The following is a 15,927-nucleotide window of genomic DNA, read 5'->3' as shown; positions in this document are numbered from 1 at the left end:
AAACGAACACTGACGACGAGACCCCATGGCCACTCCCAGCGCTAGCTCTTATAACGCAGACGCCATCGAAGTCCTCTCGGGCCTCGACCCGGTGCGTAAACGCCCCGGCATGTACACCGACACCAGTCGGCCGAACCACCTCGCCCAGGAAGTCATCGACAACAGCGTCGACGAAGCCTTGGCCGGGCACGCGACTTCGGTGCAGGTCATCCTGCACGCCGATCACTCCCTGGAAGTCAGCGATGATGGCCGTGGCATGCCGGTGGACATTCACCCGGAAGAGGGCGTGTCGGGCGTCGAGCTGATCCTCACCAAGCTTCATGCGGGCGGCAAGTTTTCCAACAAGAACTACCAGTTCTCCGGCGGTTTGCACGGGGTGGGTATTTCCGTGGTCAACGCCTTGTCGAACGAAGTCCGGGTGCGCGTAAAGCGTGACGGCAACGAATACCAGATGACCTTCGCCGACGGTTACAAGAAAACCGAGCTGGAAGTCATTGGCACCGTCGGCAAGCGCAACACCGGCACCAGCGTGTTCTTCGCGCCGGACCCGAAGTACTTCGATTCGCCGAAATTCTCCATCAGCCGCCTCAAGCACGTGCTCAAGGCCAAGGCTGTTCTGTGCCCGGGGCTGCTGGTCAGTTTTGAAGACAAGGCCACCGGCGAAAAAGTCGAATGGCATTACGAAGACGGCCTGCGCTCCTACCTGGTGGACGCGGTCAACGGCTTCGAACGCCTGCCGGACGAGCCGTTCTGCGGCAGCCTGGCCGGTAATAAGGAGGCGGTGGATTGGGCGCTGCTGTGGTTGCCGGAAGGTGGCGACAGTGTGCAGGAAAGCTACGTCAATCTGATCCCGACGGCCCAGGGCGGTACCCACGTCAACGGTTTGCGTCAGGGCTTGCTCGATGCGATGCGCGAGTTCTGCGAATTCCGTAGCCTCTTGCCACGGGGCGTGAAGCTGGCGCCGGAAGACGTCTGGGAACGCATCGCCTTCGTGTTGTCGATGAAGATGCAGGAACCGCAATTCTCCGGCCAGACCAAGGAGCGCCTGTCGTCCCGTGAAGCGGCGGCGTTCGTCTCCGGCGTGGTCAAGGACGCGTTCAGCCTGTGGCTCAACGCCAATCCGGAAACCGGCATGCTGCTGGCGGAACTGGCGATCAACAACGCCGGCCGTCGCTTGAAGGCGAGTAAGAAGGTCGAGCGCAAGCGCGTCACCGCCGGTCCGGCACTGCCGGGCAAACTCGCCGATTGCGCCGGGCAGGACCCGATGCGTTCCGAGCTGTTCCTGGTCGAAGGTGATTCCGCTGGCGGTTCGGCCAAGCAGGCGCGGGACAAAGAGTTTCAAGCGATCCTGCCGTTGCGCGGCAAGATCCTGAACACCTGGGAAGTCGACGGCAGCGAAGTGCTGGCCAGCCAGGAAGTGCACAACATCGCCGTGGCCATCGGCGTCGATCCGGGCTCGGCGGACATCGCCCAGCTGCGCTACGGCAAGATCTGCATCCTCGCCGATGCCGACTCCGACGGCCTGCACATCGCCACACTGCTCTGCGCCTTGTTCGTCCAGCATTTCCGTCCGTTGGTGGATGCCGGCCACGTCTACGTCGCCATGCCGCCGCTGTACCGCATTGACCTGGGCAAAGAGATTTACTACGCCCTCGACGAAGCCGAGCGCGATGGCATCCTCGATCGCCTGGTGGCCGAGAAGAAACGCGGCAAGCCGCAGGTCACACGATTCAAAGGCCTGGGTGAAATGAACCCGCCGCAGCTGCGCGAAACCACCATGGACCCGAACACGCGGCGTCTGGTGCAGCTGACGCTGGACGATTTCGAAGCAACCTCGGAAATGATGGACATGCTGCTGGCGAAGAAACGCGCCGGTGATCGCAAATCCTGGCTGGAGTCCAAGGGCAACCTGGCCGAGGTTCTGGGCTGATGCGGTTTGGCTTTGCCCTGGCGTGTGCGTTGCTGCTGACCTCGTTGACGGTGTCTGCCGAGCCGGCGCCGGAGCTGCGCGTGTTGTCCGAGCATGCCGTCGATGGCATGCGCGGTGGCAATCTGTCGGGGCTGGCCCAGTGTGGCAAGGACCTGTGGACCGTTTCCGATCGCGACGACGATCAAATCTACCGCCTCGATACGACCGCCAGCACCTGGCAAGCCGAACCCGTGCACATCGATGTGCCCGAGGTGCCGGATACCGGTTTGCCCTGGGGTTTGCGTTCGCGGACCTGGGCGGCGTCTTTCGTGCGCGGCGGGGACCTGGATTTCGAAGGCATCACCTGCGACAGCGCCGGCAATCGTTACATTGTCAGCGAAGGCCATGCGGCCGTCTTGCAAGTGCCGCCAACGGGCCCGGCGAACTGGCTGAAAATCTCGCCCATGATGGTTCGCGAAGCACGGGCTCGGGGCATGTTGCTGCAATTCAATGCGATATTCGAAGGCCTGGCGATCAATCCGGCAGGCGACCAGATGTGGCTCGCCGCCGAGCGTCAAAGCCGGGGCTTGCTGCTGATCAAACGTCAGCAGACCGTGTGGGATTGCGACGGTCGCTGTGTGCTGTTGAGTGAAGCCGGCAAGGAAATGCAGCCGCCGCAGTTTCCCAAGGCCCGCGCGGTTGACCGGGATTTTTCCGACCTGTCGTTGTTCGAGGGCAAGCTGTTTACCCTTGAGCGCAACGCCTACCAGATTTGTCGCCGCGACCCGCAGACGGCCAAGGTCGAGCGCTGCTGGTCGTATGCCGCTGAGCTGTTGCAGGAAAACCGGCGTTATTCGCAGAATTTTGGTTTGGAGGAGGCATTGATCATCGACGCCGATGGCGCCTGGATCGGTGTCGACAACAATTTCGGCCCTCGCGCCGATGGTGAAGTCCGCCCGGTTGTCTGGCGCTTCGCCGCGCCGGAAGGTGGCTGGAGCGCCAAGCCATGAGCCAGCAACCGCCGGGTAAACGCGCCGGTCGGGTGTTTATGGTGTTGGCCTGGTGCGCGGCACTGTTTTTGGCCACGCGGTTTTTCGGGCAGTGGGAACAGCGTCAGCAAAACCCCAATGCGGTGGTCACTTCACAGCAGGGCGAAGGATTTGTCGAAGTGAAACTGGTCAGTAACAGCCAGGGTCATTTCGTCGCCAGCGGCCAGATCAACGGCCAGCCGGTGGATTTCATGCTGGATACCGGGGCGACCGATGTGTCGATCCCGGCCAGCCTGGCCGAACGGCTGAAACTGGAGGAGGGCTTCGGGGTGACCCTGAGCACGGCCAACGGTTTGAGCCAGGGTTACCGAACCCGCATCGACCGGCTGCAACTGGGCGATATCGTGCTGCGTGATGTTCGCGCGCTGGTCGCGCCAGGGCTGGATGGCAATCAGGTGCTGCTCGGCATGAGCGCACTGAACAAACTTGAATTTACCCAGCGCGGTGGCACCATGCTGCTGCGCCAGACAACGAACCGATGAGGCCCGCATGAGCGACTCCCTTGATCTCAGCCTGGACGGTGTAGAGCGCCGGTCACTGGCTGACTTCACCGAAAATGCCTACCTCAACTATTCCATGTACGTGATCATGGACCGTGCCTTGCCGCATATCGGCGACGGCCTGAAACCGGTACAGCGGCGCATCATCTATGCGATGAGCGAGTTGGGGCTGGACGCCGATTCCAAGCACAAGAAATCGGCGCGTACCGTCGGTGATGTGCTCGGTAAATTCCACCCCCACGGCGATTCGGCGTGCTACGAAGCCATGGTCCTGATGGCCCAGCCGTTCAGCTATCGCTACACCCTGGTGGATGGCCAGGGCAACTGGGGTGCGCCGGATGATCCCAAGTCCTTCGCTGCCATGCGTTACACCGAAGCGCGGTTGTCCCGTTATTCCGAAGTGCTGCTCAGCGAATTGGGCCAGGGCACCGCGGACTGGGGCCCGAACTTCGACGGCACCCTCGACGAGCCGCTGGTGTTGCCGGCGCGTTTGCCGAACATCCTGCTCAATGGCACCACCGGCATCGCCGTGGGCATGGCCACCGACGTGCCGCCGCACAACCTGCGGGAAGTCGCGACGGCGTGTGTGCGTTTGCTCGATGAGCCGAAAGCCACGGTCGAACAGCTCTGCGAACACATCCAGGGCCCGGATTACCCGACCGAAGCGGAAATCATCACCCCCCGCGCCGACCTGCTGAAAATGTACGAAACCGGCAAGGGCTCGGTCCGTATGCGCGCCGTGTACCACATCGAAGACGGCGACATCATTGTCACCGCGCTGCCGCATCAGGTATCTGGTGCCAAGGTGCTGGAGCAGATCGCGGCGATGATGCAGGCCAAGCCGTCCAAGGCCCCGCAAATCGCCGACCTGCGTGACGAATCGGACCACGAAAACCCGTGCCGGATCGTGATCATCCCCGGTGCGCGCAAGAACTTTGACCACGATGCCTTGATGACCCACCTGTTCGCCAGCACCGAGCTGGAGTCGAGCTACCGGGTCAACATCAACATCATCGGCCTGGACGGCAAACCGCAGCTGAAAAACCTGCGGGCGTTGCTGGTCGAGTGGCTGGAATTCCGGGTGCAGACCGTGCGTCGTCGCCTGCAATTCCGCCTCGACAAGGTCGAGCGTCGCCTGCACCTGTTGGACGGTTTGTTGATTGCCTACCTCAACCTGGATGAAGTGATCCACATCATCCGCACCGAGGAGCACCCGAAAGCCGCGCTGATCGCCCGTTTCGCCCTGAGCGAAATCCAGGCCGACTACATTCTCGACACCCGTTTGCGTCAGTTGGCGCGACTGGAAGAAATGAAGCTGCGTGCCGAGCAGGATGAACTGCTCAAGGAACAAGCCAAGCTGCAAGCCTTGCTGAGCAGCGAAGCCAAGTTGAAAAAACTGGTCCGCACCGAGCTGATCAAGGACGCCGAAACCTATGGCGACGACCGCCGTTCGCCAATCGTCGAACGCGCCGAAGCCAAGGCCCTGACCGAACACGACCTGCTGCCGAACGAAAAAGTGACGGTGGTGCTGTCGGAAAAAGGCTGGGTTCGCTCGGCCAAGGGTCACGAGATCGACGCCACCGGGCTGTCGTACAAGGCCGGGGACGGCTTCAAGGCTCTGGCGCCGGGGCGTTCCAACCAGTTTGCGGTGTTTATCGACTCCACCGGTCGCAGTTATTCGGTGCCATCCCACACCTTGCCATCGGCCCGTGGCCAGGGCGAACCGTTGACCGGTCGTCTGACGCCACCGCCAGGCGCGACCTTCGAATGCGTGCTGATGCCGGAAGACGATTCGCTGTACGTGATCGCCTCCGACGCCGGTTACGGTTTTGTGGTCAAGGGTGAAGACTTCCAGGCCAAGAACAAGGCCGGCAAGGCGCTGTTGAGCTTGCCGAACAACTCGAAGGTCATCCTGCCGCGGCCGGTGGCTGATCGTGAGAACAACTGGCTGGCTTCGGTCACGACCGAAGGTCGCCTGCTGATCTTCAAGATCAGCGACCTGCCACAATTAGGTAAGGGCAAAGGCAACAAGATCATCGGCATCTCCGGTGAGCGTGTGGCCAGCCGCGAAGAATACGTCACAGACATCGCCGTTCTGCCGGAAGGTGCCACCTTGGTGCTGCAGGCCGGAAAACGTACCTTGTCACTGAAAGCAGACGATCTCGAACACTACAAAGGTGAGCGAGGACGTCGTGGTAACAAATTGCCACGTGGCTTCCAGAGGGTAGATGCGCTGCTCGTCGAAAACCTCAATTAGGCGTGCTAGAGGCGCGGATCTACGATTTAACCCGTAGATCGGCGCTTTGCCGCTGGAGTCGGAACGCATATTCACGGATGATATGGCCTTTCAAGCGCCGGCGTGGCCGAGCGTTCTTCATATTTATTGAGTATTTTCACTGTGGTTAGCCTTGTGGCAACCACCTGGATGGGACGATGACTGCTCTGCGCCTTCCGTTAATTTTGATGCTCGCTGGCGTTCTTGGCCTGGCGGGTTGCAGCGTTCACCAACCGGTGTCGCTGTATCAGCTGGACAGCGGAAGTCCGGCTCAGCCTGCGCAAAGCGCGGGCATGGCTGTATTGCTGGGCCCGGTAACCATTGCCGACTACCTGCAACGCGAAACCTTGCTGCAGCGTCAGCCGGATGGCAGCCTCCAGGCTTCGTCAGATGGGCGTTGGGCGGGTAGCCTGTCTTCGGACATCGATCAGTTGCTGCTGCGTCAGGTTGCCGGTCATCTGGACAGCCAACGCGTAGTGCTGGCACCGGCAACCTTGGGGTTTACCCCGGATGTTCAGGTGCTGCTGACGATCACGCGCCTGGATTCGGGTGAGTCGCAACCGGCGATCCTGGATGCGCAATGGCGTTTGATCGACCGTCGTGGCCAGGTTCGCGATAACCGCATCATTCACCTGCAAGAGCAACATGCAGGCGGGACGGCGGCGCAGGTTCAAGCGCAAGGTGTGCTGGTGCAGCGTCTGGCCGAGCAATTGTCCGTGGCGCTGAAGCCATTGGCCAACCAGCCGCCGATTGCCGAAGCACCGCGTAAAAAGGAGCCCAAGCCTGTGGCGCCGGCCGCCGAGCAAGACAAACAGCCGAAGATCCCGATGGCCTCGCCGATTCGGACCGATATGGAAGTGTTCAGGTTCTGAGCCTGGATTGATCCAACACAAAGCCTGCAGAGATGCGGGCTTTGTTGTTTCTGCGGATTGGAGAGCTGATCGTTCCCACGCTCTGCGTGGGAATGCAGCCCGTGACGCTCCGCGTCACATCGGTACCGGACGTCGCCTGTGAGGTGAGGCTGGAACGCGGAGCGTCCCTGGAGGCATTCCCACGCAGAGCGTGGGAACGATCAGTAAACCCTGTAGGAGCGAGGCTTGCCCGCGAAGGGGCCAGCGAGAACAACAAAAAAGCCCGCCGACAATCACTTGTCGGCGGGCTTTTTCACAGCAGGGCTTTTACGCCCGACGCTCATGCATCCGCGCCAGTTGCCGCTCGAGCATCGACGGATAAGGCTCCATCAATCGCTCGACACAGCAAGCCCCCTCAGGGCTGGCGATCGGCCGGATCCGCGCACGCTGGCGGATCAGGGCGTCGTCGCCGATCTTGCGCTCCACCAGCAGCAGGTTGCGGCTGTGTTGCGACAGGGCCAGGGCGTCCTGGGCCGACTCGGTCAGCAGCAGGTCGATCTGGCTCAGGCCGAACAACTCGTCGCCCAGGGTCAGGCCCAGTTGCAATTGCAGGGTGATGCCGCTGTCGGCGACTTCGATCTGCAACTGGTGGCCCAGGGCGCGCAGCAACTCACCGCAGCAGATCGCGTTGGTCAGGTAGTCGTCGCCGCTGTCTTCGGTGTGGAACAGCATCAGCGTGCTGCCATCGTTCAGGGTGTGCAGTTCGCTCTGATACAGCGACGCCGCCTGGTCAAGGCAGTCACGGTAACGTTTGAGCAGTTCCTCAAGGCGCGTGCGGGGCAGGCGACGCAGTTGATCCTGGGCGCCCAGTTGCACGGCGAGCACCGCGCTGTGCTGCGGCACGTTGGAAACCGCCGGTTTGGCCAGGGTGATCGGCGCGTTGTCTGCCGACTCGTCACGCAGGTCGGCGAACGCATCATCGTCGTCATCGTCTTCGACGGTGCTGACACTGCGCTTTGGCGCAGGCTTAAGGCTGGCCACCGGCTTGGTTTCATCAAAACTTGGATCGCGCAGGTTACGCACTTCGAAGGCTGGATCAGCCTCTTCGTCGTAATCGACGTCGTCGAATTCAGGCTCCGGCACGGGCTCAGGCTCGGCCGGCTCCGGGGCGAAGTTGGCGTGCAACTGACGGGCGAGATCGCCGATTTCATCCTGACGCTCGATGGCCGGGGTGTATTCGTCGATATTGCGCAGCCACACCCGCAATTGCATCAGCGGCGTGGAGATGTGGCGACCCAGGCGCAGGCTCAAGGCTAGGGACAGGGCCAGCAAAATCGCACTCAGGATGCCCATGCTTTGCAGACTGATGGTCATCGGCTGCTGGAACTGATCCATGTCCAGGCTGATGCGCAGTTGCCCGGCGGTCACGTCCTGGAAGGTGATTTTGCTCTCATACATGCCTTCGGCTTCGCCCAACAGGCTGTGCTTGGGGCGCTGGCCGGACTCGGCGAGGATGCGGTTATCCACGCTGTAGATAGCGGCGTGGGCCACCAGCTTGTTCTTGGTCAGGTTGTTGAGCAGCACGTTGAGGCTGAGGATGTCGTTGGACACCAGCAACTCGGTGGCCGAGGTGGCGGTCTGCGTGGTCAGGCTTTCGCCCAGCGCATCGGCCTGCTCGTGCATGGCCTGCTTGAACTGCAAACCCATCACACAGGCATAAATCACCAGGGCCAGAGCGACCAGGATCACGTTATGGCTGGCAATGCGCAATGCAATCGGTACACGGCGGTGGCGCAGTGCCCGGAAGATCAGCAGGAAGAAGTTATCGGTTTTTACTGGCGTGGGCCGGTTCACTTGAGCTCGGCTCTTTTGTCCGTGAAGTTGACGCGCAGTATAGCGACAGGCCCTAGACCGGCAAAGCGCTGACGGTGCCCGATGGTCACTGAAAGTGGGTAGAATGCGGTTTTTTTCCACCTGCGGGGGTGCGCCTTGCGCGAAATCGTCCTGATAAACATCACGGGAGTCGACCGACCGGGTCTGACTGCGGCCATTACCGGCGTTCTGGCCCAGGGTGGTGTGAACATTCTCGACATTGGTCAGGCGGTGATCCACGACACCCTGTCGTTCGGCATCCTGGTTGAAATTCCTGACACCGAGCAAGGCAAGTCGGTGCTCAAGGACATCCTGTTCAAGGGTTACGAACTCGACCAACAGGTGCGTTTCACCCCGGTGTCCGAAGAGGATTACCAGCAGTGGGTCGGCAATCAGGGCAAAAAACGCCATATCGTCACCCTGTTGACCCGCAAGGTCACCGCCGGGCAATTGCAGGCTGTGAGCTCGATCACCGCCAAATACGGGCTGAACATCGACCATATCGATCGCTTGTCCGGGCGCATGCCGCTGGACACCCCGGCCGACAAGGGCAAGGGCTGCATCGAGTTCTCCGTGCGTGGCGAAGCGGCCGATCCGCAGGCCCTGCGCGCCGAGTTCCTGAGCGTCGCCCAGGAGCTGAACGTCGACATCGCCTTCCAGGAAGATTCGCTGTTCCGCCGTAACCGGCGCCTGGCGGTGTTTGACATGGACTCGACCTTGATCGAAGCCGAAGTCATCGACGAACTGGCCAAGGCGGCCGGCGTGGGCGACCAAGTGTCTGAAATCACCGAGCGGGCCATGGCCGGTGAACTCGATTTTCGCGCCAGCTTCAAGGAACGCCTGGCGTTGCTCAAAGGGCTGGACGTCAGCGTGCTGGACTCCATCGGCGCCTCGTTGCGCCTGACCGAGGGCGCCGAAACCCTGTTCGCCGAACTCAAGCGCCTGGGCTACAAGACCGCGATCCTGTCCGGCGGCTTCACCTACTTCGCCAAGCAGTTGCAGGCGAAATTGGGCATCGACTACGTGTTCGCCAACGAGCTGGAAGTGGTGGACGGCAAGGTGACGGGCGTGGCGGTCGAGCCGATTGTCGATGCCCAGCGCAAGGCCGATCTGCTGAAAGAGCTGGCGCACAAGGAAGGTTTGCGGCTGGAGCAAACCATCGCGGTCGGCGACGGCGCGAATGATTTGCCGATGCTGGCGATTGCCGGGTTGGGCGTGGCGTTCCGCGCCAAGCCGTTGGTGAAACAGTCGGCGAAGCAGGCGATCTCGACGCTTGGGTTGGATGGGGTGTTGTATTTGTTGGGGTTCAGGGATCGTGATGGGCAGCTCTGAGTTCTTGGTTTCCTGAGCGGTCCTCTGTGGCGAGGGGGCTTGCCCCCGTTCGGCTGCGTAGCAGACGCAAACCTGTAAATGCGTTGTGCCTGAAATAACTCGATGGCAGGTTTGGGGCCGCTTCGCGACCCAACGGGGGCAAGCCCCCTCGCCACAGGGGTTTATGTCTCTCTTAAAGCGACTTCCACAACGAATCAAAATCCTCTTCCGCCCCGACCACGCCGCTCCCCGGGTTGTTTTCGGTTTTGCTCGCCTCCAGCGAGCGATAAGCAAACTGGTTGAAACTGTTGGTACTCGACACCCGCCGATCCAGCCCGGCGCGGCGTTCCTGGCCGTTGGTGTTGATCAGCACCTTGTTGCCTTCCTGGAACGGCAAACGCGGGGCCAGCAGGGTGGCGGGCAGATCAATCGCGCTGATCGCCGGTAGCAACAAGCCGCGCAGATACTGACTGTGATCGTCCCGGGTGCGCACCAATTGCAAGCCGCAGGGCTCGGCATACGGCGCGACCTGCTCGATGCCCATCTGGGTCCCACCGCCCCGAACCTGGCGAATCCAGCGCACCACGGCGATGCTCCAGCCCTGGCCAGCAGCGTCTTCGATGCCGACCATTTCCCCGGCTTGCAGCTCGGGCGGCACGGCGCCGGGCCATGCCAGGCAATAACCGCCGGGGCTGTGGTTGATCACCGGCAAGGCGTAGGTCGGGAAGTGCCGGTTGCGGTCGGCGGCTTCGTGGCTGTCGTCGTTCTGCAACGTCGGGTATTCGATTTCTTCGTAGGGCAGCAGGTCGTTAGCGGTGCCATTGGGCCCGGCGTCGAACGCCTGACTCCAGTTGTCCTTGCCGCCGGCCGGTGCCGTCGCCGCAAACTGCGCCAGTCGCCCGGCGGGGTTTTTCAGGATGTCGCTGAACGAACGTTGCCCGCCCAGGTAGAAGTGCAACGCGCTCATGCCCACGCACAGGGTCAAGGTGCCGTTGCCGGCGGTGCGCTGGAAACTGCGCTCGGCGGCCTGGCCCCAGGCGGCGTTCAAGTGTTGCAAGGTATCGAGGTTCAGGCCGGTCGGGACGGGCAACGCGGTGTCGGTCGGGTTCAGCAGCCGGGCCTCGATGGCGGCCACCAGCGGCTGCGGATCAATTCCCAGCAAACTCGCCTGCTGCTCGGCGCGGAACTTGGACCGATAGCGTGGCCCGACATCGAGTTCCGGCGCCACCGCAAACAGCTCATTGCCCGGTTTGCCGGGGTGCAACTTGATCCATTTGCTCCAGGGTTCCAGCACCTCGGCGAGGCGGGCGATCTGGTTCTGGCGCAGTTGATTGCAGCGTGAGGCGCCCAGCAGCAGGGCGGCCACGTAGGTCTGCTCGATGCTCAGGTCGGGGGTCTCGCTGGCCAGTTCATCGCGCACGCTGATGTTTTGCAGCCGATGCTCGCAGCCGATTCGATACAACTGATGCAGCTCCAGCCACACCCCTTCCGGCACCGGGCAATACAACTGGGTAGCGCGGATCAACGGGCCGTTCAGGCAATGGATCGCCCGTTGCAACGCCTGGGTCAGCAGCGGCGCGCGGTCCTTGCTGAAGCGCGGGGCGATGCGCATGACGATCTGTTTGTAGCCGATTGCCAAATGACTTTGCAGCGCCTGGCAGAGGTTGGCGATCTTGCGCGAACGCTCGTCGAGGACAATCGCCTGATGCAGGAAATGCCGCTCCAGGTGCTTGCAGACGTAATACACCTCGGGGCGCAGCAGTTCGAGCAATTGCAGGCGATTATCGCTGGGGGTCAGCAATTGATTGAGTTCGCTCAAGCCTTGATACAACTGGCGAGCGGTTTCGCCAATGTTGGCTTTGGGCAGGTTGGCGATCCAGCGCTTGAGGTCGCGCGGGGTGGCTTCGCAGAACGACAGGCGCAAGCCGGCGGGGATCGGTGCGCGCAGCAACAGTGTGGGCTTGTTCTCATTCATGCCGTGGAAAAACTCCGACCGGGAAATGGGCAGTGAATGGTCTGACTGTAGCACTTGCGGGTCGTTACCGTTTGTCTGCCAATTGAGTGAGGGCCGAGCGTCCGACTAATCTCTCAGGCGTGCGACTGGATACGCACAGTCGTACGGCCTGCTGCCTACGCAGAGCAGGTCTCTTTGTAACTTCAAGGAGATGAGGTTCATGTCTAGATACGTAGTGGCAAATCAATGGGGCGGTAGTTCGGCACCCTGGCATCCCGGTGGAGACTGGACGCTGGGCGCGCGGGACAACCAGAACGTTGTCGCGATCGAGATCAAGTCAGGCGATGGCGGCAAGAGTTTCACCGGCACCATGACGTATGCGGGTGAAGGTCCCATTGGCTTCAAGGCTCAGCGCACGGGCCAGAACCAGTACAACGTTGAAAATCAGTGGGGCGGCAACGACGCTCCATGGCACCCGGGTGGCAAGTGGGTCATCGGTGGTCGCGATAATCAGAACGTTGTGGCGTTGAGCGTGACCTCCAGCGATGGAGGGAAAAACCTCAGTGGCACCAATACCTACGCCAACGAAGGGCCGATCGGTTTCCGTGGACAGATAGAGTAACGGCACCACCGAGTGATATCCGCCCCTTCGAAGACGTTCGAAAGGGCGGAACTGTGGTGAATGCCAGTCAGTGTAGAAGTGGAGCGCCGCAACCCATGTAGGTGCGAGCTTGTGTGGCGAGGGGGCTTGCCCCCGTTCGACTGCGAAGCAGTCGTAAAACCAATCGGTGCTTCTATATTTAGATCGCGTTGAGTCGTTTTCAGGTGCGCTTCGCGCCCCAACGGGGGCAAGCCCCCTCGCCACAAAGGCTCGCCCACAGGTTCTTCATTCGGCCATCCGGGATCAGGCGTTCGGCAAACCCAAAGCCTGGCCCATCTGCACCGGCGACGTCGCGCCGAGGCCTTCGACCCATTTCACTTGATCCGGCCCGAACAGCACGACCGCCGTCGAACCCAGTTTGAAGCGACCCAGTTCCGCACCTTTCTCCAGATGGATTGGCGCACGGGCGGCTTCGTCGTAGCGGAAAGTTTTCAGCTCGCGTTTCGGCGGCGTGACCAGCCCGGCCCACACGGTTTCAATCGACGCCACGATCATCGCGCCCACCAGCACCACGGCCATCGGCCCGCGCTCGGTGTCGAAGATGCACGCCACACGCTCGTTGCGGGCGAACAGTTCGGGGACGTTTTCGGCGGTGGTCTGGTTGACCGAGAAGATCCGGCCCGGGATGTAGACCATCTCGCGCAGGGTGCCGGCCAGCGGCATGTGCACGCGGTGGTAGTCCTTCGGCGACAGGTAGATCGTTGCGAAATCACCGCCCATGAACGGCGCGGCATTCGCGGTATCGCCACCCAGCAATTCCAGCACGCTGAAGCTGTGGCCCTTGGCCTGGAACACGCGACCGTGTTCGATCGGGCCGAGTTGGCTGACCGCACCGTCGGCCGGGCTGAGGATCGCGCCCGGGGTTTCGTCCAGCGGCCGCGCGCCGTCTTTCAAGGCGCGGGTGAAGAACGCGTTGAAGTGCTCGTAGGCGGTCAGGTCTTCGACCAGCGCCTGGGACATGTCCACCTGATAACGCTTGGCGAACCACGCGGTGAACGCATTCTTGAACCAGCGCACGCGGCATTCGGCGACGCAGCCGGCCAGTCGCGAGAGCAAGTGGTGAGGCAGCAGGTATTGGCTGAGGATAAACAGACGCTTATTCATTAACTGTCCTTAAAAACCTTAAATCTCTACGGGGGTGTCGGGATGGTTGCCCCATTCGCCCCAGGAGCCGGCGTAGCCTTTGACCCGCGGATAACCGAGGGACTTGGCCACTAGATAAGTGAAGCCAGAGCGGTGGTGGGTCTGGCAGTGAGTGATGATTTCTTTGTCTTTGGTGATGCCGAGTTGTTCGAGGATCTTCGGCATGTCGGTACGGATGCGCAGGTGACGCGACTGATCCATGCCGGCGGTCCATTCAAAATTGACGGCGCCCGGAATGTGCCCGGCCTTGGCCGCCAGCACTTTCTCGCCGGAGTACTCCAGCGGCCCACGGGCATCCCAGATCGCCAGGTCGGCGGCGCCGAGACGGCTTTGCAGGTACTCGCGGGTGGCGGTGGGTTCGTCGTGCAAGGTCAGTTTGACCGGGCCGCCGACCGGGGCCGGGACCTGGATCGACATCGGCAAGCCCGCCGCCAGCCAGGCTGGCAGGCCACCGTCGATGTAGTGATATTTGTTGTGGCCGATCACATCCAGCAACCAGATGAAACGCCCGGCCCAACCGCCGCCTTCGTCGTCATACACCACGTAGACCGCATCGGGGTTGTGGCCCAGTTCGCCGAACAATGTTTCAAGGGCCGCGTGGGTCGGCAGCAAGCCAGGCGCCGGAGCCTGGCCGAGCTGGGTGCGTTTCGGATCGACAAACCGCGCGCCGGGCAAATGCCCTTCGGTGTAGCGGGCGGTGCTGGTCAGGTCCACCAGAATCAGTTCGCGGGCGTCGAGGCGCGGGAGCAAGTCGCTCGGCTCGATCACCAGCGGCAAGCCAGAGAAGTCAGACATGTGAGGTCTCCAGGGCGAAAAAGGGAGGATTGTAGCGCAGCATCATTGGCCGCGGCTGCTAAAGGTACTCAGTGCCTTTTCGATGCACTGCGCGGTTTTGCCAAAGGCTTGCACGGTAATTTCCGAGAACGGCCCGCCACCCTGGTCCGCCACCACAATCATGATCACCCGGCCATTATTGACCAGTGAGCGCAACAGCAAGTGTTCGCCGCTGAACTGCGAACGCAGGCTGGCAGGCAGCAGGGCGGAGAACTGGGCATTGTTGGCCGGCGTCAGGCGTACTTGGGCCTGCTGCGAGAGCAAACGCTGCAACACGCTGCTCTGGCTGACCAGGAAATTCAGGCCGGCGGCTTCTTTCGGCAACCCGGCGGTCTGGTGCACCCGCAGATTGGCGTGGGTGCGGTCGGCCATCAGGATCATCACCCGTCGCATGCCGCAGGCCACCAGTGCATCCCGGGCCGAGGTGGTCAGGTGCATTGCGTTGGAGAAGCGGCTCGGTTCCACCAGCAGATCGGCGCATTGTTTGCGCCAATGGCTCAAATCTTCAGTGGTCGGTGCCGGGGCCGGCAGCAACCCGGCGTGAATACGGTTCATGCCCCACGGCCACAGCAGCGAAACCGCCGGGTGCCACAGATCCGGCATCGCATGCTGGCGGGCGCTGTTGGCGGCCTGTTGGTGCAACTGTTGCTGTACTTCGTCCATCGATATTTGCAGATAAAGACTGGTCAGGTACTGCCAGCGCTCAGCGTGCGGACAGTCCCAGGCCTGTTGCGCCGACAGCGCCAGGCCGTTGGCCAGCAGCACGGTGTTGGCCGGCTGATTGAGCCAGCGGCGCAGGGTAGGATCGTCGTCGAGGCGGTTTTGCTGACGCAGCGGGTGCTCGCTGTCCCGGGCGATGCGCAGCACTTTGACCAATTCCCGCTGCTCGTTGAGCAGCAGGCGATAACCCTGTTGCACCCAGATCGGCAGCCGCCAGATGTCCACCAGTGCCAGGCAGATTTCCAGCAGGCGTACGCCGAACAACTGCTTTTCGACTTTGCGCGCCGACTCGCCTTTATGGATGACCCGCAGTTCCCACTCTTCGAGCAGATGCGGGTGCGTCAGCGCCATTGGCCACAGCGGCGAGAGAAACAGCAGGCTGCCCCAATGAATGTCCTGCCACAGCCGCGCCAGGCGATTGGCGAAGAAGCCGTTGGCCTGTTGCGTCGCGTGCTGGCTGATCAGTTGCAGCTGGCGCAGGGCCTTGGGGATCTCGGATTGCGGTTCGGCGGGCAGGCGATCGAGCAGTTCTTCGGTGCGTTTCAGCCCGAGGCGATTGAGCGCCACATCGAGGTTTTCCGCCGGCTCCGTCATGCTGCCGTGGGTGTGGCGGTTGGCCTCGCGAATCACGCTCAAGGCCAGGGCCGGGCTTTCCTGCATCAATTCGGCAATGTCGCGCAGCGAGCTGCGGTTATTGCGAATGGCTTTACAGACCCGGTCGTGACTCTCTTGCGGAACCGGCAGGCGCACGCCATCGAGAAGCTTGACCCAGCCTTCGAGAGTGGTCGGTTTTGGAGGTGGAACGTTCGTTTCGTTAGCCATGGCTGGACGGGATCATCATTGGCTGT

At 61.9% G+C, this 15,927-nt stretch carries 12 protein-coding genes; 7 read left to right on the top strand and 5 right to left on the bottom strand.

The window, feature by feature from the left end; genetic code table 11:
* The first annotated feature begins 25 nt into the window (after positions 1-25).
* The 5 genes from parE (at position 26) to ACZ89E_RS19910 (ending at position 6,605) form a co-directional block, all read left to right on the top strand.
* Entirely contained in the window at positions 26-1,930 is a 1,905-nt protein-coding gene (gene parE, locus ACZ89E_RS19930; protein WP_054053318.1) for a DNA topoisomerase IV subunit B, read from the top strand.
* Complete coding sequence (locus tag ACZ89E_RS19925; protein WP_149659258.1) at positions 1,930-2,919, top strand: esterase-like activity of phytase family protein; 990 nt, start codon at positions 1,930-1,932, stop codon at positions 2,917-2,919. The genes parE and ACZ89E_RS19925 overlap by 1 nt, the downstream gene beginning before the upstream one ends.
* Positions 2,916-3,440: a retropepsin-like aspartic protease family protein gene (locus tag ACZ89E_RS19920; protein WP_149659259.1), complete on the top strand. Its 525-nt coding sequence runs from the start codon at positions 2,916-2,918 to the stop codon at positions 3,438-3,440. The genes ACZ89E_RS19925 and ACZ89E_RS19920 overlap by 4 nt, the downstream gene beginning before the upstream one ends.
* Before the next feature lie 7 nt (positions 3,441-3,447).
* Entirely contained in the window at positions 3,448-5,715 is a 2,268-nt protein-coding gene (gene parC, locus ACZ89E_RS19915) for a DNA topoisomerase IV subunit A (protein ID WP_169371899.1), read from the top strand.
* Positions 5,716-5,891: 176 nt separating this feature from the next.
* Positions 5,892-6,605: a PqiC family protein gene (locus ACZ89E_RS19910; protein WP_133840556.1), complete on the top strand. Its 714-nt coding sequence runs from the start codon at positions 5,892-5,894 to the stop codon at positions 6,603-6,605.
* Between the two features lie 306 nt (positions 6,606-6,911).
* Here the strand turns inward: ACZ89E_RS19910 and ACZ89E_RS19905 are convergent, their stop codons facing one another.
* Positions 6,912-8,438, bottom strand: coding sequence for an AhpA/YtjB family protein (locus tag ACZ89E_RS19905; protein ID WP_149659261.1), 1,527 nt, complete (start codon positions 8,436-8,438; stop codon positions 6,912-6,914).
* A 135-nt stretch (positions 8,439-8,573) separates the two neighbouring features.
* Here ACZ89E_RS19905 and serB point away from each other — a divergent pair, with 135 nt between their 5' ends.
* Entirely contained in the window at positions 8,574-9,788 is a 1,215-nt protein-coding gene (gene serB / locus ACZ89E_RS19900; protein WP_054053330.1) for a phosphoserine phosphatase SerB, read from the top strand.
* A 172-nt stretch (positions 9,789-9,960) separates the two neighbouring features.
* Here the strand turns inward: serB and ACZ89E_RS19895 are convergent, their stop codons facing one another.
* Positions 9,961-11,742, bottom strand: a complete 1,782-nt coding sequence (locus ACZ89E_RS19895) for a molecular chaperone (RefSeq protein ID WP_149659262.1) — start codon at positions 11,740-11,742, stop codon at positions 9,961-9,963.
* Between the two features lie 199 nt (positions 11,743-11,941).
* Here ACZ89E_RS19895 and ACZ89E_RS19890 point away from each other — a divergent pair, with 199 nt between their 5' ends.
* Positions 11,942-12,343, top strand: a complete 402-nt coding sequence (locus ACZ89E_RS19890) for a lectin OAA family protein (RefSeq protein ID WP_042932429.1) — start codon at positions 11,942-11,944, stop codon at positions 12,341-12,343.
* 282 nt (positions 12,344-12,625) lie between these two features.
* Here the strand turns inward: ACZ89E_RS19890 and asd are convergent, their stop codons facing one another.
* From asd to ACZ89E_RS19875, 3 genes are read right to left on the bottom strand one after another with little or no spacing between them, the layout of a single operon-like run.
* A complete protein-coding gene (gene asd / locus ACZ89E_RS19885; RefSeq protein ID WP_149659263.1) occupies positions 12,626-13,486 on the bottom strand; it encodes an archaetidylserine decarboxylase in 861 nt (286 codons plus the stop codon).
* A gap of 18 nt (positions 13,487-13,504) precedes the next feature.
* The gene (rhdA, locus tag ACZ89E_RS19880) at positions 13,505-14,320 is read right to left on the bottom strand and encodes a thiosulfate sulfurtransferase (protein ID WP_149659264.1); all 816 of its coding nucleotides are present in this window, start codon (positions 14,318-14,320) and stop codon (positions 13,505-13,507) included.
* 42 nt (positions 14,321-14,362) lie between these two features.
* Positions 14,363-15,901, bottom strand: coding sequence for an HDOD domain-containing protein (locus ACZ89E_RS19875; protein WP_476256296.1), 1,539 nt, complete (start codon positions 15,899-15,901; stop codon positions 14,363-14,365).
* Positions 15,902-15,927: the final 26 nt, after the last annotated feature.

It is taken from the genome of Pseudomonas sp. TE3899 (assembly GCF_056279105.1).
This window is presented reverse-complemented; position numbering and strand designations above follow the sequence as displayed.